The organism is Rhizobium sp. 01T417, from assembly GCF_056398905.1.
The window spans coordinates 114008-133718 of record NZ_JBFTQH010000002.1 but is presented as its reverse complement, the minus strand read 5'-3'; the positions used below and the strand labels follow the sequence as shown (position 1 = coordinate 133718).

The 19711-nt window shown below is 59.9% G+C and carries 18 protein-coding genes; 16 read left to right on the top strand and 2 right to left on the bottom strand.

Features of this window, described 5'->3' with window-relative positions; translation table 11 throughout:
- The first annotated feature begins 238 nt into the window (after nt 1–238).
- From AC1DPR_RS02785 to AC1DPR_RS02735, 11 genes are all read left to right on the top strand, one after another.
- The gene (locus AC1DPR_RS02785) at nt 239–883 is read left to right on the top strand and encodes a lysophospholipid acyltransferase family protein (protein ID WP_477815724.1); all 645 of its coding nucleotides are present in this window, start codon (nt 239–241) and stop codon (nt 881–883) included.
- A complete protein-coding gene (locus AC1DPR_RS02780) occupies nt 880–1830 on the top strand; it encodes a phosphatidate cytidylyltransferase (RefSeq protein ID WP_018855973.1) in 951 nt (316 codons plus the stop codon). Before AC1DPR_RS02785 ends, AC1DPR_RS02780 begins: the two co-directional genes overlap by 4 nt.
- Nucleotides 1827–2219 (top strand): hypothetical protein, encoded by a 393-nt coding sequence (locus AC1DPR_RS02775; RefSeq protein WP_026371623.1) that lies wholly within the window; start codon nt 1827–1829, stop codon nt 2217–2219. The genes AC1DPR_RS02780 and AC1DPR_RS02775 overlap by 4 nt, the downstream gene beginning before the upstream one ends.
- Nucleotides 2216–2869 carry a CDP-alcohol phosphatidyltransferase family protein gene (locus tag AC1DPR_RS02770; RefSeq protein ID WP_477815723.1) on the top strand — a complete coding sequence of 218 codons (654 nt, stop codon included), beginning with the start codon at nt 2216–2218 and terminating at the stop codon, nt 2867–2869. Before AC1DPR_RS02775 ends, AC1DPR_RS02770 begins: the two co-directional genes overlap by 4 nt.
- Nucleotides 2870–3303: 434 nt before the next feature.
- A complete protein-coding gene (locus AC1DPR_RS02765; RefSeq protein WP_016556800.1) occupies nt 3304–3393 on the top strand; it encodes a K(+)-transporting ATPase subunit F in 90 nt (29 codons plus the stop codon).
- Nucleotides 3394–3454: 61 nt separating this feature from the next.
- Nucleotides 3455–5158 (top strand): potassium-transporting ATPase subunit KdpA, encoded by a 1704-nt coding sequence (gene kdpA / locus AC1DPR_RS02760; protein ID WP_018855976.1) that lies wholly within the window; start codon nt 3455–3457, stop codon nt 5156–5158.
- 9 nt (nt 5159–5167) lie between these two features.
- On the top strand, nt 5168–5323 hold the full coding sequence (locus AC1DPR_RS02755) for a hypothetical protein (RefSeq protein ID WP_169681903.1): 156 nt from the start codon (nt 5168–5170) through the stop codon (nt 5321–5323).
- A 42-nt stretch (nt 5324–5365) separates the two neighbouring features.
- Nucleotides 5366–7453 carry a potassium-transporting ATPase subunit KdpB gene (gene kdpB / locus AC1DPR_RS02750; RefSeq protein WP_192241210.1) on the top strand — a complete coding sequence of 696 codons (2088 nt, stop codon included), beginning with the start codon at nt 5366–5368 and terminating at the stop codon, nt 7451–7453.
- A gap of 12 nt (nt 7454–7465) precedes the next feature.
- Nucleotides 7466–8035, top strand: a complete 570-nt coding sequence (kdpC, locus tag AC1DPR_RS02745) for a potassium-transporting ATPase subunit KdpC (RefSeq protein WP_018855979.1) — start codon at nt 7466–7468, stop codon at nt 8033–8035.
- A gap of 60 nt (nt 8036–8095) precedes the next feature.
- Nucleotides 8096–10804: a sensor histidine kinase gene (locus AC1DPR_RS02740; RefSeq protein WP_018855980.1), complete on the top strand. Its 2709-nt coding sequence runs from the start codon at nt 8096–8098 to the stop codon at nt 10802–10804.
- Entirely contained in the window at nt 10801–11505 is a 705-nt protein-coding gene (locus AC1DPR_RS02735; protein WP_018855981.1) for a response regulator transcription factor, read from the top strand. Before AC1DPR_RS02740 ends, AC1DPR_RS02735 begins: the two co-directional genes overlap by 4 nt.
- A gap of 6 nt (nt 11506–11511) precedes the next feature.
- Here the strand turns inward: AC1DPR_RS02735 and AC1DPR_RS02730 are convergent, their stop codons facing one another.
- Nucleotides 11512–12294 (bottom strand): class I SAM-dependent methyltransferase, encoded by a 783-nt coding sequence (locus AC1DPR_RS02730; protein WP_477815722.1) that lies wholly within the window; start codon nt 12292–12294, stop codon nt 11512–11514.
- 346 nt (nt 12295–12640) lie between these two features.
- Here AC1DPR_RS02730 and galE point away from each other — a divergent pair, with 346 nt between their 5' ends.
- Both galE and AC1DPR_RS02720 read left to right on the top strand, forming a co-directional pair.
- A complete protein-coding gene (galE, locus tag AC1DPR_RS02725) occupies nt 12641–13624 on the top strand; it encodes a UDP-glucose 4-epimerase GalE (protein WP_477815721.1) in 984 nt (327 codons plus the stop codon).
- Nucleotides 13625–13632: 8 nt separating this feature from the next.
- Nucleotides 13633–15150 (top strand): alkaline phosphatase family protein, encoded by a 1518-nt coding sequence (locus AC1DPR_RS02720; protein ID WP_477815720.1) that lies wholly within the window; start codon nt 13633–13635, stop codon nt 15148–15150.
- Nucleotides 15151–15156: 6 nt separating this feature from the next.
- On the opposite strand, the gene AC1DPR_RS02715 is transcribed toward AC1DPR_RS02720, so the two are convergent.
- Nucleotides 15157–15666 (bottom strand): DUF1993 domain-containing protein, encoded by a 510-nt coding sequence (locus tag AC1DPR_RS02715; protein ID WP_477815719.1) that lies wholly within the window; start codon nt 15664–15666, stop codon nt 15157–15159.
- A 327-nt stretch (nt 15667–15993) separates the two neighbouring features.
- On the opposite strand from AC1DPR_RS02715, the gene AC1DPR_RS02710 reads away from it, so the two are divergent.
- The 3 genes from AC1DPR_RS02710 to AC1DPR_RS02700 all read left to right on the top strand — a co-directional run bounded on the left by AC1DPR_RS02710 (nt 15994) and on the right by AC1DPR_RS02700 (nt 19594).
- Nucleotides 15994–16923 (top strand): sugar ABC transporter substrate-binding protein, encoded by a 930-nt coding sequence (locus AC1DPR_RS02710; protein WP_018858912.1) that lies wholly within the window; start codon nt 15994–15996, stop codon nt 16921–16923.
- A 72-nt stretch (nt 16924–16995) separates the two neighbouring features.
- Entirely contained in the window at nt 16996–18537 is a 1542-nt protein-coding gene (locus AC1DPR_RS02705) for a sugar ABC transporter ATP-binding protein (RefSeq protein ID WP_026372010.1), read from the top strand.
- A gap of 31 nt (nt 18538–18568) precedes the next feature.
- Entirely contained in the window at nt 18569–19594 is a 1026-nt protein-coding gene (locus tag AC1DPR_RS02700) for an ABC transporter permease (protein WP_018858914.1), read from the top strand.
- Nucleotides 19595–19711: the final 117 nt, after the last annotated feature.

Here is a 19711-nt window from a genome sequence, read left to right as displayed (position 1 = left end):
TTGCAGATTCTTGTTTGACTGTACTGACATCGACTCATTCCGTTGCGTCCGACTCATTCCTAGCTGACCATGGTTAACGCTTTCCTCTTCGCCCCCCACAAACGCGGCGTTCAATTCATCGCGGCGGTCAAAACGGGCATCGACACGGTCTCCGCCACAAGCAGGACTTCCGAACCATCGGAAATGCCGCTAGGTTTCTGCAGGCTGCTTTATTGATGCAGCGAGGGGGCTGAAATCAGTGAGACGTGTAGTTGCGAAGCCTGTTGCGGCGGCAATCGTGGTGTTCGCGCGCGCCATTACCGCGGTTCGCGCTATCTGGCCGAATGACGGCATTCCCCAGGGCCAGTGTGTTTACTTCGCAAATCACTCCAGCCATGGCGATTTCATCCTGGTCTGGGCCGTCCTTCCGCCGAGCTTGAGACGGCAGACACGCCCCGTCGCTGGCGCGGAATATTGGCTGAAGTCATCGATCAACCGCTTCATCGGCTGCAACGTCTTCGACGCAGTTCTTATCGAGCGGGACCGCGACAAGCGCACACGCGATCCGATTGAAGTCATGGCCGAAGTGCTCGATTCCGGAGCGTCGCTGATCCTCTTTCCCGAAGGAACGCGCAACCAGACGGATGCGCCGCTGCTGCCGTTCAAGAGCGGACTGTTCCATCTCGCCTCGACCCGGCCGGACATTCAGCTTGTGCCGGTCTGGATCAACAATCTCAATCGGGTCATGCCAAAAGGCGAGATCGTCCCGATCCCCTTCATCTGCACCGTGACCTTCGGCAACGCCATTCGGATCGACGCCGGCGAGAGCAAGGAAACCTTCCTCGACAGGGCGCGGACGGCGCTGCTTGATCTGTCACCAAAACACCTGGGCGGTAAAGAATGAACGCAGCGAACGCCGACCTGTGGACACTCGTCCTTGGCATCTTCACGCTCCTGATTGTTTCGTCGACCATCGGCTACCTGCTGCAGCGGCGACTGCCGGCCGGCCAGTCGAATGCCGCGATCGAGAACCTGAACGCACGCATCAAGGCGTGGTGGATCATGGCCATCCTGATCGGCCTTGCCTTTCTTGCCGGTCGGATCGGCGTGCTGCTGCTGTTTGGCTTCTGCTCTTTCGCAGCACTACGCGAGTTCATTACGCTGACCGACACCAAACGCGCCGATCACTGGGCGCTCGCAGCCGCCTTCTTCGTCGTCCTGCCGCTGCAGTATTGGCTGTTGTGGGAGAGGCAATACGGCATCTTCTCGATCTTCATTCCGGTCTACGCGTTCCTCTTGATGCCGATCATCTCCGTACTGCGCGGCGATACCGAGCGTTTCCTGATACGCATTGCCGAAGTCCAATGGGCGCTGATGATTTGCGTATTCTGCGCCTCCCACGTTCCGGCGCTGCTGACGCTGACGATCCCCGGCTACGAAGGCCGCAACGTTCTGCTGATCGCTTTCCTGGTGATCATCGTGCAGCTCAGCGACGTGCTCCAATATGTCTGGGGCAAGCTGTTCGGTCGAACAAAAATCGCACCAAGCCTGTCGCCTTCAAAGACCGTGGAAGGCTTTGTCGGGGGCGTCTTGAGCGCGACGTTGATCGGTGCCGCCCTATGGTGGATCACACCTTTCACGCCGCTCCAGGCCGGGGTCATGGCTTTCGTTATCACCATGATGGGCTTTTTCGGCGGCCTCGTCATGTCGGCGATCAAGCGAGATCGCGGCGTCAAGGACTGGGGTCACCTGATCGAAGGCCACGGCGGACTGATTGATCGGCTCGATTCTGTCGTCTTTTCCGCGCCGATCTTCTTTCACATTGTCCGCTACTGGTGGTCGATCACATGATGACGCCGGTCCGTCGGCTGGCCCAGAGCAGTGCGATGCATGTGCTTTTCGCATTTGTCGCCATGGGCGGCTGGGCGGTCTTCGCCAACAGCAGCCACCTGCTGCAGCGAGCCCTATTTGCCGGCCTTGTGCAGGGCGCACTCTCGGCCGGCCTCACCTTCTTTCTCAAGACGGTTATCGAGCGGCTCGCAAAACAGTTCAAAGGGCGCGCCGGTCTCTGGGCACCGCCGCTGATCGCATGTCTGGCATCGACTGCCGTGCTGATCTCGATCCATGCGTTGAGCGGCACCCCGGAAATCCTAAAAACCATAGCGGTGCCGCTAACCGTCTCGACGACCTACGCGGCAGTCTACAATTACTTTGTCTACCAACAGAGGATCGTGGCATGACGGAAACGGGCGATCGCCGGCCGCTGGCAAGCAGAGACACGCAATGGGCAAAGCGCATTGCGAAATGGCTGGCGACACGGTCGGTCACGCCGAACCAAATCTCTCAGGCAAGCATGATCGCCGCGGCATTGGCCGGCGGCGCGTTCTTCCTTGCGGGACGGGACGACGGGTGGACAAGACCGCTCCTCCTCGTTCTCGCGGCCGCGTTCTGCCAATTGCGGCTGTTGTGCAATCTCTTCGACGGTATGGTTGCCGTTGAGGGCGGCAAGGGCGCAGCGGACGGCCCCTTCTGGAACGAATTCCCCGACCGCGTCGCCGACATCCTGATCCTGGCCGGTGTTGGGTATGGCATCGGATCGCCCGGCCTTGGCTGGGCGGCGGCATCGTTTGCCGTATTGACGGCCTATGTTCGCGAGCTCGGTCGAGCAACCGGGACACCGAGCGACTTCTCCGGCCCGATGGCAAAACAACACCGAATGGCGACAATCACGGCTGCGGCAATCCTCTCGATCCTCGAACCGCTTTGGAGCGGGCACAATCAGGTTCTACTCGCTGCCCTCTGGCTGATTACGATCGGTGCTGCCTTCACGGCGCTGCGACGGGGCAGAAACGTCGTTCGGAATCTGAAAGGTGGCCACGAGGGCAATTGACGCGCTTCACTCAATCCTCGTCAGGCGTACCGAAAAGCTCGAAAGTGCGCTTTGCAGTCGAGCGCACCAGCAATACAACAACCGCGCCGCTTCTTCTTTTCCCCGAAGCGGCCTTGGACTAGCCTCGCTTCGGCGAGGCATTTTTCTTCCATCGGCATTTATAAGATTTTTATATCCGCGGCCCGCCGCCGATCTCGAACGCTTATGCGGTTCGACCGCATATTAATGTCCGAGAGATCCAAGGATCATCTCCAGCCAGAAAGCATAAAAGGTGCCATCCTGAGGATGGTGCCCTTTGTCTTGTCTGACTCCAGAAGAACAACAGGAGTCACGATCGATGATGGACATAGTTCTACTCGCCACAGCAATCGTATTTTTCGCCCTCTGCTTTGCTTACACCAAAGCCTGCGACCGACTTTAACCGGAGAAGCGCCATGACACTCGACTATATTCTCAGTGGTGCCGTCACCGTGTTCCTCACGGTTTACCTCACCTACGCTCTCATTCGCCCCGAACGCTTCTAGCATCGCGCCTCCTCCCAAGGCGCGACCGGCGAAACAAATCGGGTATTGAAAGTTACCTCCCATGACCCTCAACGGATGGCTTCAGATCCTACTTTACTGCGGGATCATCATTGTGCTCGTCAAACCGCTCGGCGGTTACATGACACGCGTCTTCAATGGCGAACGCACGTTTCTCTCACCCGTCCTCGTTCCTATTGAACGGGGACTTTATGCGCTTGCAGGCACCAGCGAACGCGACGAACAGCACTGGACTTCATATGCGTTCGCCATGCTGATGTTCAACCTGCTCGGCTTCATCGTCCTCTACGCGCTGCTGCGTATGCAGGACATCTTGCCCCTGAACCCGGCCGGAATGGCTGCGGTTGGCCCCGAACTCTCTTTCAACACCGCCACAAGCTTCGTCGCCAACACCAACTGGCAGAACTACGGCGGCGAAAGCACGATGTCCTATCTCACGCAGATGGCTGGCCTCACCGTGCAGAACTTCGTATCTGGCGCGACCGGCATGGCAATCGCCATCGGCCTGATCCGCGCCTTTTCGCGCGCATCCGGTAAGGCGGTCGGCAATTTCTGGGTCGATATGACCCGTGCGACGCTCTACATTCTCCTGCCGATCTGCATCGTGCTGACGCTGGTCTATGTCTACCTCGGCGTGCCGCAGACGCTCGGCCCTTATGTCGACGCGACGACGCTCGAAGGCGCCAAGCAGACGATTGCTCTTGGACCGGTGGCCTCGCAGCTTGCCATCAAGATGCTCGGAACCAACGGCGGCGGCTTCTTCAACGCCAACTCCGCGCACCCCTTCGAAAACCCCGACGCGATTTCCAACCTCCTCCAGATGGTCTCGATCTTCGCAATCGGTGCTGCCTTCACCAATGTCTTTGGACGCATGGTGGGCAACCAGCGCCAGGGCTGGGCAATCCTCGCCACCATGGGCGTACTCTTCATTGTCGGCGTCGGCGTCACCTACTGGGCGGAAGCCGCAGGCAATCCGCTGATGCACGCCTTCGGCCTGCAGGGCGGCAACATGGAAGGCAAGGAAGTGCGCTTCGGCGTCACGTTGTCCTCACTCTTTGCGGTCATAACAACCGCTGCCTCCTGCGGTGCGGTTAACGCAATGCATGGCAGCTTCACGGCACTCGGCGGCTTGATCCCTCTCATCAACATGCAGCTTGGCGAAGTCATCGTCGGCGGTGTTGGCGCGGGCTTCTACGGCATCATGCTTTTCGTGATCATCGCAATCTTTGTCGCAGGGTTGATGGTCGGCCGCACGCCCGAGTACCTTGGCAAGAAGATCGAAGCCAAGGAGATGAAGATGGCCGTGCTTGCCATTCTTTGCCTGCCGCTTGCGATGCTCGTGTTTACTGCGATCGCCAGCGTGCTGCCCTCCGCCGTCGCCTCGATCGGCACGGCAGGACCACATGGCTTCTCCGAGATCCTTTATGCCTACACGTCCGCTGCGGCGAACAACGGCTCGGCTTTCGGTGGCCTGACCGGCAACACACCCTGGTACAACATCACGCTCGGCCTCGGCATGCTGATGGGACGCTTTCTGGTGATCGTCCCGGCGCTCGCAATCGCAGGCTCCCTAGTCGCCAAGAAGACCGTCCCCGCCTCGGCAGGCACGTTCCCGACCGATGGCCTGCTCTTCGTGGGCCTCCTGACGGGCACGATCCTGATTGTCGGCGGACTGACCTTCTTCCCGGCCCTGGCGCTTGGCCCGGTTGTCGAGCACCTGGTCACGATCGCCGGCCAGACCTTTTGAGGTGAAGCAATGATCCTTCGTCACAAGCTTCGCAAATCCTTCAACGCACGTCCCGGTTCGCCGGGACGTGACAACCAGCGGATGACCCGCGCCTCCGACATCATTCTAGTGATGCTCGCCGGCCTCCTCGTCATCGCCGCGGTACTTCGGATCCTACACGGCTGATCGCAACACGGTCGCCTTACTCTTTTCAAGCTGGAGTCTCTTATGAGCCAGGCAAAATCAGCGAGCATCATGGATTCTCGCATTCTCATTCCGGCCGTGGGCGCCGCCTTCAAGAAGCTGAACCCGCGCACCCTTGCCAAGAACCCCGTCATGTTCGTCGTAGCAACGGTTTCGGCGCTGACCACGATCCTGTTCGTCCGTGATCTCGTCACAGGCGGCGGAAATCTTGGCTTTTCCTTCCAGATCAACCTTTGGCTCTGGTTCACCGTGCTTTTTGCCAACTTCGCCGAAGCCGTTGCCGAAGGCCGCGGCAAGGCGCAGGCGGACTCGCTGCGCAAGGCTCGCACCGAAACCCAGGCAAAACTGCTGACGGCCAACAACGGCACCGGCTACCGCCTCGTTCCGGGCACGAGCCTGAAGGTCGGCGATCTTGTCCTCGTCGAGGCTGGCGACATCATTCCCTCGGACGGTGAAGTCATCGAGGGCGTCGCATCTGTCAACGAGGCCGCGATAACAGGCGAGTCCGCCCCTGTCATCCGCGAGTCCGGCGGCGACCGTTCGGCCGTTACCGGCGGTACGCAGGTTTTGTCCGATTGGATTCGCGTTCGTATCAGCGCGGCCGCGGGGCACACCTTCCTCGACCGCATGATCTCGCTCGTCGAAGGTGCCGAACGTCAGAAGACCCCGAACGAGATCGCCCTCAACATCCTGCTTGCCGGCATGACGCTGATCTTCGTTCTGGCCACCGCGACCATCCCCAGCTTTGCAAGCTATGCCGGCGGCTCGATCCCGATCATCATCCTCGTCGCGCTCTTCGTGACGCTGATTCCGACGACCATCGGCGCGCTTCTCTCGGCGATCGGCATCGCCGGCATGGACCGTCTGGTACGCTTCAACGTGCTGGCCATGTCCGGTCGCGCCGTGGAGGCAGCCGGCGACGTCGACACGCTGCTCCTCGACAAGACCGGCACGATCACGCTTGGCAACCGCCAAGCCACGTCCTTCCGCCCCGTTCACGGCATCTCCGAACAGGACCTTGCCGATGCCGCGCAACTGGCATCGCTCGCCGACGAAACACCGGAAGGCCGCTCGATCGTCGTGCTCGCCAAGGAGAAATACGGCATCCGTGGCCGCGACATGGCCAGCCTGAAGGCCGCCTTCGTGCCCTTCACCGCGCAGACGCGCATGAGCGGCGTGGATGTCGATGGCTCTTCGATCCGTAAGGGGGCCGTCGATGCCGTACTCGCCTATGTTGGCGCCGCATCGGCACCGGCTTCAGGCAACGCAGCGATCGCCATCCGCACCAACACCGAGACCGTGCGGGAACTGCAGGCAATTGCCGACGAAATCGCCAAGGCAGGCGGCACGCCGCTGGCAGTCGCCCGTGACGGCAAGCTGCTCGGCATCATCCAGCTCAAGGACATCGTCAAGGGCGGTATCCGCGAGCGCTTCGCCGAACTGCGCCGGATGGGTATCCGCACGGTCATGATAACAGGCGATAACCCGATGACGGCAGCAGCAATCGCCGCCGAAGCCGGCGTGGACGATTTCCTGGCGCAGGCGACACCGGAGAACAAGCTCTCGCTGATCCGCGAGGAGCAGGCCAAAGGCAAGCTCGTCGCCATGTGCGGCGACGGCACGAACGACGCCCCTGCCCTCGCCCAGGCCGACGTCGGCGTGGCCATGAACACCGGCACGGTCGCCGCCCGCGAAGCCGGCAACATGGTCGACCTCGACAGCGATCCGACGAAACTCATCGAGATCGTCGAGATCGGCAAGCAGCTGCTGATGACCCGCGGCGCGCTGACGACCTTCTCGATCGCCAATGACATTGCCAAGTACTTCGCCATCATCCCGGCAATGTTCCTGGCCTTCTATCCGCAACTCGGCGTCCTCAACGTCATGGGGCTAGCGACCCCGCAGAGCGCGATCCTGTCGGCCATCATCTTCAACGCATTGATCATCGTGGCGCTGATCCCGCTCTCGCTCAAAGGCGTCAAATACCGCGCAATCGGCGCCGGCGCGCTCTTGTCCCGCAATCTGCTGATCTACGGTGTCGGCGGCATCATCGTCCCGTTCATCGGCATCAAGGCGATCGACATGGTCATCACGGCCATCGGTCTCGCCTAAGGAGTTGACATCATGTTGAAAGAACTTCGTCCGGCAATCGTTATGATCGTTGCCACCACCGCCATCACCGGGCTGCTCTATCCGCTCGCAATGACGGGCGCTGCACAGGCACTCTTCCCGGCGCAAGCCAATGGCAGCCTGATCGAGAAGGACGGCCACGTGATCGGCTCGACCCTGATCGGCCAGGCCTTCACCGGCGATAAGTACTTCCGCGGCCGTCCCTCGGCAGCAGGCGACGGCTACAATGCCGCCAGCTCCAGCGGTTCGAACCTCGGCCCAACCAGCCAGAAGCTCATCGATCGCGTGAAGACTGATTACGAAGCAGCCAAGGCGACCAACCCGAATGTGGAGGTGCCGATCGACCTCGTGACGGCTTCCGGCAGCGGCCTTGATCCGCACATCTCACCCGAAGCCGCCTACTTCCAGATACCGCGCGTCGCCAAGGCGCGCGGCATGGATGAGGCAAAGCTCAAGACGATTGTCGATGCCGCCGTCAATCACCCCGAACTTGGGTTCCTCGGTGAACGCACGGTCAATGTTCTGGCATTGAATCAGTCTCTTGATGCTTCTATCTCTCAGTAAAATTGAAGGCCCCGGGCGCCTGCGCGCACCGGGGCTTGCTCGTCAGAAAGATTGACCCGCATGCCGGAAGACAACCGCGACAAGGTTGGAAGGCCCTCGCCCGACGCGCTGCTAGAGAAAGCGCGCCAGGAGACACGTGGCCGTCTGAAGATCTTCCTGGGCGCCGCGCCCGGCGTCGGCAAGACCTACGAGATGCTGGAATCGGGCCGTGCCAAGATGTCCGATGGCGTTGACGTGGTGATCGGCATCGTCGAGACCCACGGGCGCAAGGAAACGCAAGCGCTCGTCAATGGCTTCGAAGTCATTCCGCGCGTCAAGATCGACTACAAGGGCCGCCCGCTCGAGGAGATGGATATTGACGCTATCCTCGCCCGCCAACCGCGCCTCGTCCTCGTCGACGAACTTGCCCATACGAACGCCGAGGGCAGCCGCCATCCGAAGCGCTATCTCGACGTGAAGGAGCTGCTTGACCGCGGCATAGACGTCTATTCGACATTGAACATCCAGCACGTCGAGAGCCTGAACGATGTCGTTTCGCAGATTACCCGCATCCGAGTGCGAGAGACCGTCCCGGATTCGATCATCGATATGGCCGATGACGTCGAGATCATCGATCTGACGCCGGATGATCTGATCAAGCGGCTGCACGACGGAAAGGTCTATGTTCCGAAGACTGCCGAACGGGCTCTGACCAATTATTTTACGCCCGGAAACCTGACTGCGCTGCGCGAACTGGCATTGCGCAAGACCGCGCAGCGTGTCGACGACCAACTCCTGACCCACATGCAGGCGCATGCCATCGCTGGTCCCTGGGCCGCAGGTGAGAGGGTCCTTGTATCGGTTGATCAGCATCCACGCTCGGCCTCGCTGGTACGCTATGCCTCGCGAATGGCCTCGCGACTGCGGGCACCGTGGGCGGCCGTCTATGTCGAGACCGGTCGTTCCATCAATCTGACTGAAACCGACCGTGACACAATTGCGGCCACACTTCGATTGGCCGAACAGCTCGGCGGTGAGGCGATCACCATTCCCGGCCGTGAGGTCTCCGAAGAGCTGGTCCGCCACGCCGCTGCCAACAACGTTACCCACATCGTCATCGGCGCCCCCAACAAGCCGACCTGGCGTGACTGGCTTCACCGCTCCATAGCCGACGATCTGATCCGGACGTCAGGCAATATCAGCGTCCATGTGATTTCCGGCAGCGAGACGGTGGGAACATCCGCGCGCGGCGTCGGAGCCGCACCGTCCGTGCCCGACTTCAACATCCGGGCCTATCTCTCCGCGACAGCCTATGTGGTTGTCGCGCTCATCGCCGGCGTGGTGCTCGATCAGGTTCTTGATGTCCGCAACCTTGCCCTCGTGTTCTTGATGGCGGTGCTAACCTCGGCGGTCATCCACGGGCTGCGCCCAGCGCTCTATACCTGCATCATCAGCGCGCTGTCCTTTAACTTCTTCTTCCTGCCGCCCCGCTACACGCTGACGATCAGCGATCCGGAGAGCGTGCTTGCGTTGTTCTTCTTCCTGGGCGTCGCTGTCATCGCGAGCAACCTGACGGCAACGGTCCAACGCCAGGCGGCTGCTGCCCGGCAGCGTGCCAGGACGACGGAAGACCTCTACCTCTTTTCCAAGAAATTGGCCGGCACCGGCACGCTCGACGACGTTCTCTGGGCCACCGCCTTTCAGCTGGCATCGATGCTCAAGGTCCGCGTCGTCCTTCTGCTGCCGGAAGAAGGCACCATCGCCGTCAAGGCCGGTTATCCGCCGGATGACACCCTCGATGAGGCAGATATTGCCGCCGCCCGCTGGGCGTGGGAGCACAATCACGCCGCAGGCCGTGGCGCCGATACCCTGCCTGGCGCCAAACGCCTCTACGTGCCGCTGCGAACCGGACGTGCCGCCGTTGGTGTGATCGGCTTGGACAATGACCGACGCGACGGCCCTCTGCTGACGCCCGAACAGCAACGCCTTCTCGACGCCTTGGCGGATCAGGCGGCGCTTGCGATAGAGCGCATTCAACTAGTAGCGGATGTTGACCGCGCCAAGCTGGCTGCCGAAGCCGATCGTCTGCGCTCTGCCCTCCTGACCTCGATCTCGCATGACCTGAAGACGCCGCTCGCGGCCATCCTTGGCGCTGCAGGCACTCTGCGGGACTACCGCGATTCCATGTCGGTTGAAGATCGTCTGGATCTGTTGTCGACCGTCGTCGACGAGTCGGAACGGCTCAACCGCTTTATTGCCAACCTGCTCGACATGACGAAGATCGAGTCCGGTGCGATGGAGCCGAACTATGCGCTTCACTACCCGGGCGACATTGCCGGAAGCGCGCTGCGCCGCGCCGAGAAAATTCTTGCGCACCACAAGACCGTCATGACGATTCCTGCAGACCTGCCGATGATCCGCGTCGATCCGGTATTGTTCGAACAGGTGCTTTTCAATTTACTCGACAATGCTGCCAAGTATGCGCCGCAGGGGTCGTCAATCCGTATCGATGGGCGGGCGGACGAATACAATGTTGTGGTTGAGGTTTCAGACGAGGGACCCGGCATTCCGCCGGCGGATGTGGACCGCGTCTTCGACACATTCTATCGAGTAAGCAAAGGGGACCAGGTTCGCGCCGGGACGGGCCTCGGCCTGTCCATCTGTCGCGGTTTTGTCGAGGCGATGGGCGGTGCGATCACTGCCCGAAATCGCTCCGATCGTTCGGGTGCTGTCTTCACCATCCGTCTTCCGAAGCCAAACGAGATTCCTAAATTGGATGAGCTAAAATGACCGGTTCAGCCGTAAAAATCCTCGTCGTTGACGACGAGCCCCCGATCCGCAAGCTGCTTCGCGTTGGTCTCACGGCGCAAGGCTACGAGGTGCACGAAGCGCCAAACGGCGTGGCGGCGCTGCAGGCAGCGAAGGATGATCCGCCGGATCTGATCGTGCTCGACCTTGGCCTGCCGGACAAGTCGGGCCATGAACTGCTGCAGGAATGGAGAGACGCAGGCCTTGCCTTGCCGATCGTGATCCTTTCCAGCCGGACCGATGAAACCGGAATCGTCAAGGCACTGGAGGCGGGCGCCGATGACTATCTGACGAAACCGTTCGGCATGAACGAACTCGGTGCCCGGCTTCGTGTCGCCTTGCGTCATCGCTTGCAGCAGCAGGGTGAACGAGCGATCTTTCAGGCTGGCGGCCTGTCGATCGACCTCGTCAAGCGCATTGTCAAGATCGACGGCAGGGAAATCAAGCTCTCGCCGAAGGAATACGACATTCTGCGGGTCCTCGCCCAGCATGCGGGAAAGGTCCTCACCCACCAGTTTCTGTTGAAGCAGATCTGGGGGCCCGCTGCCGACGTACAATACCTGCGTGTCTACGTGCGACAGCTGCGCCAAAAGATCGAGCAGAGCCCGGACCAGCCCCAATACATCACGACTGAAACCGGCGTCGGATACAGGCTGAAAGAAGCAGATCCGCCAGCAGCCTAAATCGGCCTATCGGTAAGCGCGCTCCGACAGTGCGCGCATGCCCAATCCGACCATCACTTCATGAGCGATGCGGCGGCGCATCGGATTGTGCAACCGGATCGCCGTCGAGCCGAGGAAATCCGTCTCTATGTGATCGAACGCCTTCAGCTCCGGTGAAGTCATGATCGAACGCGAATAGAATGCGTGGAAAGCGTTGCGGCAGACATAGGTCTTGTATTTCGTCAGGCAGAAAACCGAGAAGCGGCCGGCCTCTTCACGCAGGAAATCGGTCACCCCGACCGTGACCTCCGGCCAGGCGGGATTGAAGGTATCGTCGAAGACGATAATCCCATGCTCCGCAAGCGACCCGGCAGCAAGACGACTGTCGGCCGCGACGTGGTGCAGCATGTGGCCGCCGTCGATACTGAAAAAGCGGACCTTGCCGGCCCTTTCAATAATGTCCTCCGGCCTGAGCAGCGTGCTGTCGCTCTTGACGACGCGCTCTGCATCCACGGAAAGGCCCAGTTGGCGGCCACCCGCCACGAAACGGTCATATTGCGTCGCGCCGTGCTCGGATTTCAGGATATCGAAGGGATCGATCGCCACGATCTTCTCGGCCTCTCCGCAGATCTTTCGCATCAGGAAGTAGGATCGGCCGTAGTAAACGCCGATCTCGGCCAAGCCACCTTGCAAGGATGCTGATTGCTGTGCCCGCAGAACGGCAAGAAATACCAGCGCGTCAGGCGGATCAATGTATCCTTCAATCGCCTGAAGATCATGGAAGATGAATTTTCTTATCGATGAATTCATTGAACTGTGCTTCCAGATTCATCAACAGAGGCACCGAAGAAGACAATTTCTCGCAGAAATCACGAAGAGAAGTCAATTCTATTTAAAATCACGCGAAAGCAGTATTTATAGATACGCTTGGTTGCAGGAATGATCAAAAGGAGTCTGCTGTTCTATTTAAAAATATTGTCGTGTTGAGCATTGCCGAACAGTCGATCGCGCCTGAAAAGCTTTGCGCGATCAATTTGCTAATGCCATCGTCGACAAAACGAGGCCAGCGTCCCTCCCCCGTTCGTTTCTTTCTTTTTCTTGCCATCGACCTGCCTTAAGTCTTCTCTTCATCCGAAACGAGAATTGAAGGTGGTGCATGGCAGGTGAAACGGTTCTGGTCGTTGGCGGCGCTGGGTATATTGGCTCGCACACGTGTCTCGATCTTGCGAACAAGGGCTTCAAACCGGTCGTTTTCGACAATTTCTCAAACGGTCACCGCGAGTTCGTAAAGTGGGGACCCGCGGAAGAAGGGGATATCAGGGATCGGGCGCGCCTTGACGAGGTCCTGGCAACACACAAGCCAGCCGCCATCCTGCACTTTGCCGCGCTCATCGAAGTCGGCGAATCTGTCAAGGATCCGGTTGCCTTCTACGAGAACAACGTCATCGGCACACTGACACTCCTGGCAGCTGCCCAGACGGCTGGCGTCAAGGCATTCGTCTTCTCGTCGACCTGCGCGACTTATGGCTTGCCGCAGAGCGTGCCACTCGACGAGACGCATCGCCAGGTGCCGATCAATCCGTACGGTCGCACGAAGTACATCGTCGAGCAGGCGCTTTCCGACTACGACAAGTACACGGGCTTTCGATCGGTCGTGCTTCGCTATTTCAACGCTGCCGGGGCCGATTTCGAAGGCAGGATCGGCGAGTGGCACCAGCCGGAAACGCACGCCATACCGTTGGCGATCGACGCCGCCCTTGGCCGCCGCGAAGGCTTCAGGGTGTTCGGAACCGACTACGAGACGCGCGACGGCACCTGCGTCCGCGACTACATCCACGTCCTCGATCTCGCCGATGCCCATGTCCGTGCCGTCGAGCATCTGTTGCGCGGCGGCGAGTCGGTTGCTCTCAACCTCGGCACCGGCACCGGGACGACCGTGAAGGAGTTGCTCGGCACCATCGAGCGCGTCTCCGAGCGGCCGTTTCCTGTGGAATATGTCGGCCGCCGCGAGGGCGACTCGCACACGCTGGTTGCCAACAACGACAAGGCGCGGGAGATTCTCGGCTGGACGCCGCAGTATGATTTGTCTCAAATCATCCGCTCGGCGTGGAACTGGCACGCAAAATCAAACCAGCACTGAATGCATCCATGACCGGTCGACCGAACATTCTCCTGATCACCGCGGACCAGTGGCGTGGCGATTGTCTGTCAGCGACCGGGCATGCCTGCCTCAAGACGCCGAACGTAGATGCGCTGGCGGCAGAAGGCGTGTTGTTTGCGCGCCACTACGCCGGCGCGGCTCCATGTTCGCCGGCACGAGCCACGCTCTACACTGGCCTCTATCAGATGAACCACCGGGTTTGCCGGAACGGCTCACCCCTCGATGCCCGATTTGACAATCTGGCGTTGGCGGCGCGGCGGGCGGGCTATGATCCGACGCTGTTCGGTTACACGGACACCGCACCCGACCCCCGCGGCCTGGATCAAAACGACCCGCATCTGACGACCTATGAGGGATTGTTGCCCGGTTTCACGGCCCGGCAACTCCTTCCCGAACATGAAAAGCAATGGCTCTCCTGGTTGCGCTCGCGGGGGCACGCTGAAGCGCATACCCGCGACATCCACATTCCTGTTGGCGCGCGGCGCGGCGAGATCTCGAACGCGGCAACAGCCTATTCGAAGGACGAGACGCAGACGGCGTTTCTCGCAGGAGAGTTTATCCGCTGGCTGGGCGAGCAAGATGCGCCGTGGTTCGCGCATGTTTCGTTCCTGCGTCCCCATCCGCCATTTTCGGCCCCGCCTCGATACAACGACCTGTTCAGCCCGGAGGACGGTCCGCATTTCGTCCGGGCGAAAAACCATGAAATAGAACAGAGCGCACATCCTTACCTGTCCTATGCCATGCCGAGGGCAAAGAAGGGTAACTTCATCTACGGCGCAGCCGGTCGCGTCAACGACTGGGAAGACAGCGACTTCGGCGCGATCCGCGCCATCTATTATGGCATGATTGCCGAGGTCGACGCGCAGCTCGGGCGTGTTTGGAGCGCATTGAAGGAAGCCAGGGCCTGGGATAACACGCTGATCATCTTCACCTCCGACCACGCCGAGATGGCGGGCGATCACTGGACGCTCGGCAAGGGCGGCTTCTTCGACGGCAGCTATCATATCCCGCTTGTCATCCGCGACCCGCAGGCCGCCACGCGGGGCAGCGTTGTCGAGCGGTTCACGTCCGCGGCAGACATCTTCCCGACATTGTGCGACCGCCTGAATATCGAGCCGGAGAATGGTGTGGACGGACAATCGCTCCTGCCGCTCATGCGGCGCGAGCCCGGAAATTGGCGCGAAGCAGCCTTCTGGGAATTTGACTTCCGCGATATCGCCACTCAGGAGCCGGAAACTCATTTCGGATTGCGGTCGAACGAATGCAATCTTGCCGTCATCAGGGATGAGCGCTTCAAATACGTGCATTTCACAGCACTGTCACCGCTGCTGTTCGATCTGCAGGCTGATCCGATGGAATTGAACAACCTCGCGTCAGACGAAGCCTATCTGCCGGTGCGGCTTGCCTATGCCGAGAAACTTCTCTCGCTGCGTGCCCGCCATCTGGATCAGACGCTAGCCTTCACCGAACTTACCGAGAAAGGGCCGGTGAAGCACCGGCCCTGAGCTTCGTCACGCGAAGCGACCGAGATAGTCCATCTTGCCGACCGGAACGCCCTGGTTGCGCAGGATCGCGTGAGCCGTCGCAAGATGGAAGAAGAAGTTCGGCAGTGCGAAGGTCATGACATACTCGTCGCCGCGGAACGTGATCTTGTTGCCCCCTGGAGACAGAGTGATTTCGCGCGTTTCCGTTCCCTCGAGTGCAGCCGGCGCAACGGCCGCAAGGTAGGCCTCTGTCTTGGCAACACGCGCACGCAACTCGGCGATCGTCGCTTCGTTATCCTCGAATTTCGGCGCCTCGCTGGCGGTCAGTCGCGCAATCGCCAACTTGGCGCTGTCGGTCGCGCGCTGATACTGGCCTGCAAACGGCAGCATGTCCGAAGATAGCCGCGCCGCAACGAGATCCGCGCCATCGACGCCTTTTTCTTTGGCGAAGGCCTCGGCTTTGTCGAGATAGGTCTTCAACGTCTTAAGGCCACGTTGGAAGACCGGAACGGTTGATCGATACATCGAGATCGGCATCAGTTTCTCCTTGGAAGGGCAGCGAAACGGCTGCCGCTAGCGCGGCCCATATAGTCATCGACATCGCGCTTTTCAGTGCCTGGCAGCCGTTTTGGCGAGATTTTCGCCAAGCGCCGGCGGCCTCATCCTTCAATTGGACTTGACGCCTCCCATAGAAAATGGAATGAATATTCCGTGATACAAATTTCACGGTTCGTTTGTTCCGTTTCTTGACGGATGGCCAACGGGAGATGGCACGCAGCGAACAAGATACTGGCTTTTGGGCATGGCCCGAAGCTCCGGCGTGAGGAGGGTGCAGCCGGACACCGCTTTGTGGAGGAAAACAAAATGAAGAAATTTATCATGGGTACTGCCCTGGCGCTCGTCCTGTCGACGGCCGCTCACGCTGAAACCGTTGGCGTCTCGATGGCGCTGTTTGACGACAACTTCCTGACCGTCCTGCGCAACGGGATGCAGGACTATTCCAAGACCCTGAAGGGCGTGACGCTGCAGGTTGAAGACGCCCAGAACGACGTCGCGAAGCAGCAGAGCCAGATCCAGAACTTCATCGCATCCAAGGTTGACGCGATCATCGTCAATCCGGTCGACACCGACGCTACCGCCGCCATGTCGAAAATCGCGGCTGATGCCGGCATTCCGCTCGTTTACGTCAACCGCGAACCGGTCAACGTCGACAGCCTTCCGGATAAACAGGCCTTCGTCGCTTCGAACGAGCAGGAATCCGGTACGCTTGAAGCCAAGGAAGTTTGCCGCCTGTTGGGAGGCAAGGGTAAGGCCGTTGTCATGATGGGCGAACTCTCCAACCAGGCTGCACGCATGCGCACCAAGGACGTCCATGACGTCATTGCGACGGACGAATGCAAGGGCATCCAGATCATCGAAGAGCAGACGGCCAACTGGTCCCGTACTCAGGGGTCCGACCTTCTGACCAACTGGCTCTCCAGCGGTCTCGAGTTCGATGCCGTCATTTCGAACAACGACGAAATGGCGATCGGCGCCATTCAGGCGCTCAAGGCGGCCGGCAAGGACCTCAGCAAGATCGTGATCGGCGGCGTTGACGCAACGCAGGACGCACTCGCCGCGATGCAGGCCGGTGATCTCGATGTGACGGTCTTCCAGGATGCCGCAGGGCAGGGCAAGGGCGCGCTTGATGCGGCCCTGAAGCTCGCGAAGGGCGAAAAGATAGAGAAGAAGGTTTACATTCCTTTCCAGCTCGTCACGCCTGAGAACGTCAAGGACTTCGTCGCGAAGAACTAACGTTCGGAGAAATCGGGATGCGGGACAGGGTTCCGCATTCCTTCCCTCAGTCCGTGTCCGGGAGGAGATGAGATGGTTGTCAGCCCGTCTACAATGGCTGCAGTGCGCCAGAGCGGCGCTGTTCCGAATGCGGAATACCTGTTGAGCGCCGAAGGTGTCCGGAAGGAGTTCCCGGGCGTTGTCGCACTTGATGATGTTCAGTTCCGGCTGAGGCGCGGCACCGTGCATGCCTTGATGGGCGAAAACGGCGCCGGCAAGTCGACGCTGATGAAAATCCTCGCCGGCATCTATATTCCCGACAAGGGCGAAGTACGCCTCAAGGGCGTTGAGATCCAGCTCAAATCGCCGCTCGACGCCTTGGAAAATGGCATTGCGATGATTCATCAGGAGCTGAACCTGATGCCCTATATGACCGTCGCCGAGAACATTTGGATCCGTCGCGAGCCGACGAACAAGTTTGGCTTTGTCGACCACGCAGCCATGTTCCGCCAGACCGACGAGCTGTTTCGCCGGCTGAACATCGACATCGACCCGGAGATCCAGGTCCGCGAACTTTCCGTCGCCAGCCGGCAGATGGTCGAGATCGCCAAGGCTGTCTCCTACAATTCCGACGTCCTGATCATGGACGAGCCAACCTCGGCGCTGACCGAGCGCGAGGTCGAACACCTCTTTCGGATCATTCGCGACCTCAGAGCTCAAGGCATCGGTATCGTCTACATCACGCACAAGATGAACGAGCTGTTCGAGATTGCCGACGAGTTCTCGGTGTTCCGCGATGGCCGCTATATCGGCACTCATGCCTCAACAGATGTCACCCGCGATGACATCATCCGCATGATGGTCGGCCGCGAGATCACCCAGATGTTCCCCAAAGAGGACGTGCCGATCGGCGACGTCGTCCTCTCGGTCAAGAACCTGTCGCTCAACGACGTCTTCCGTGACGTTTCCTTTGACGTGCGATCGGGCGAAATCCTCGGCGTAGCCGGCCTTGTCGGCTCAGGCCGATCAAACGTCGCCGAGACCTTATTCGGCGTGACGCCCGCAACATCGGGCACGATCGAACTCTTCGGCAAGAAGACAACGATCGCCTCGCCGACCGTCGCAATCCGGAATCACATGGCGTTCCTGACCGAGGACCGCAAAGACACGGGCTGTTTGCTGATCCTCAGCGTTCTCGAGAACATGCAGATCGCCGTTCTCCAGGACAGGTTCGTCAAGGGGGGCTTTGTGCAGGAAAGCTCGATCGAGGCGACCTGCGAGGACATGGCCAAGAAACTCCGAGTGAAGACGCCCAACCTCGATGAGCGCGTGGAAAACCTGTCCGGCGGCAATCAGCAGAAGGTTCTGATCGGTCGCTGGCTGCTGACCAATCCGAAAATCCTCATTCTCGACGAGCCGACCCGTGGCATCGACGTCGGCGCCAAGGCTGAAATCCATCGCCTGGTGACAGAGATGGCGAAAAACGGAGTGGCGGTGCTCATGATCTCGTCGGAAATGCCCGAAGTACTGGGCATGAGCGACCGCATCATGGTGATGCACGAGGGTCGGGTGACCGGTTTTCTCAATCGCGACGAAGCAACGCAGATCAAGGTCATGGAGCTTGCCGCGCAGTAACGCGGCGTCCGGCAACCGAAGGGAGGATATCATGAATACCAACGCAGCTGAGGTAGCGGCCCCGCTTGCAACGCGCGCGCGCAGACGGCGTGTCCCGCCCGAGCTCAGCATTTTCCTTGTCCTGGTCGGCATTGCACTTGTCTATGAAATTCTCGGCTGGATCTTCATCGGCCAGAGCTTTCTGTTCAATTCGCAGCGCCTGACGATCATGATCCTTCAGGTCTCCGTCATCGGCATCATCTCGGTGGGTGTGACGCAGGTCATCATTACCGGCGGCATCGACCTCTCATCCGGCTCCGTCGTCGGCATGACGGCGATGATTGCGGCAAGCTTCGCGCAGGCATCGACCTGGCCACGGGCGCTCTATCCTTCGCTGACCGACCTGCCATTCTTCATCCCGATCGGCGTCGGCCTCCTCATCGGCCTTGCGGCCGGCTTTATCAACGGGCAGCTGATTGCAAAGACCAAGATCCCGCCATTCATCGCCACGCTCGGCATGATGGTTTCGGCACGCGGCATTTCGAAGTGGTACACCAAGGGCCAGCCGGTCTCGGGACTCACCGAGCAGTTCAATTTCATCGGCACCGGCATTTGGCCCGTCATCGTCTTTCTGGTCGTGGCGCTAATCTTCCACATTGCGCTTCGCTATACGCGCTACGGCAAGTTCACCTATGCGATCGGTGCCAACGTCCAGGCTGCGCGCGTTTCCGGTATCAATATCGAAGCTCACCTGATCAAGGTTTACGCCATTGCCGGTCTCCTTGCGGGCCTTGCGGGCGTCGTTACGGCAGCCCGCGCCCAGACTGCGCAAGCTGGCATGGGCGTCATGTACGAACTGGACGCCATTGCCGCGGCTGTCATCGGCGGTACGTCTCTGACCGGCGGCGTCGGCCGCATCACCGGCACGGTTATCGGTACGATCATTCTTGGCGTGATGACCTCTGGCTTCACCTTCTTAAGAGTCGACGCCTACTACCAGGAGATCGTCAAAGGCCTGATCATTGTGGCCGCCGTCGTGATCGACGTCTACCGCCAAAAGAAACGCGCCAAGCACTGATAGAAAACCCTTCGGAACGGGAGCCTCGGCTCCCGTTTCTCGTTTCTGCTAACTATTGCTGCGGAACAGCAAAATTTCTGAAAAAAGAGGTGGCGTATTCTGCCAGCTTTTCTATTC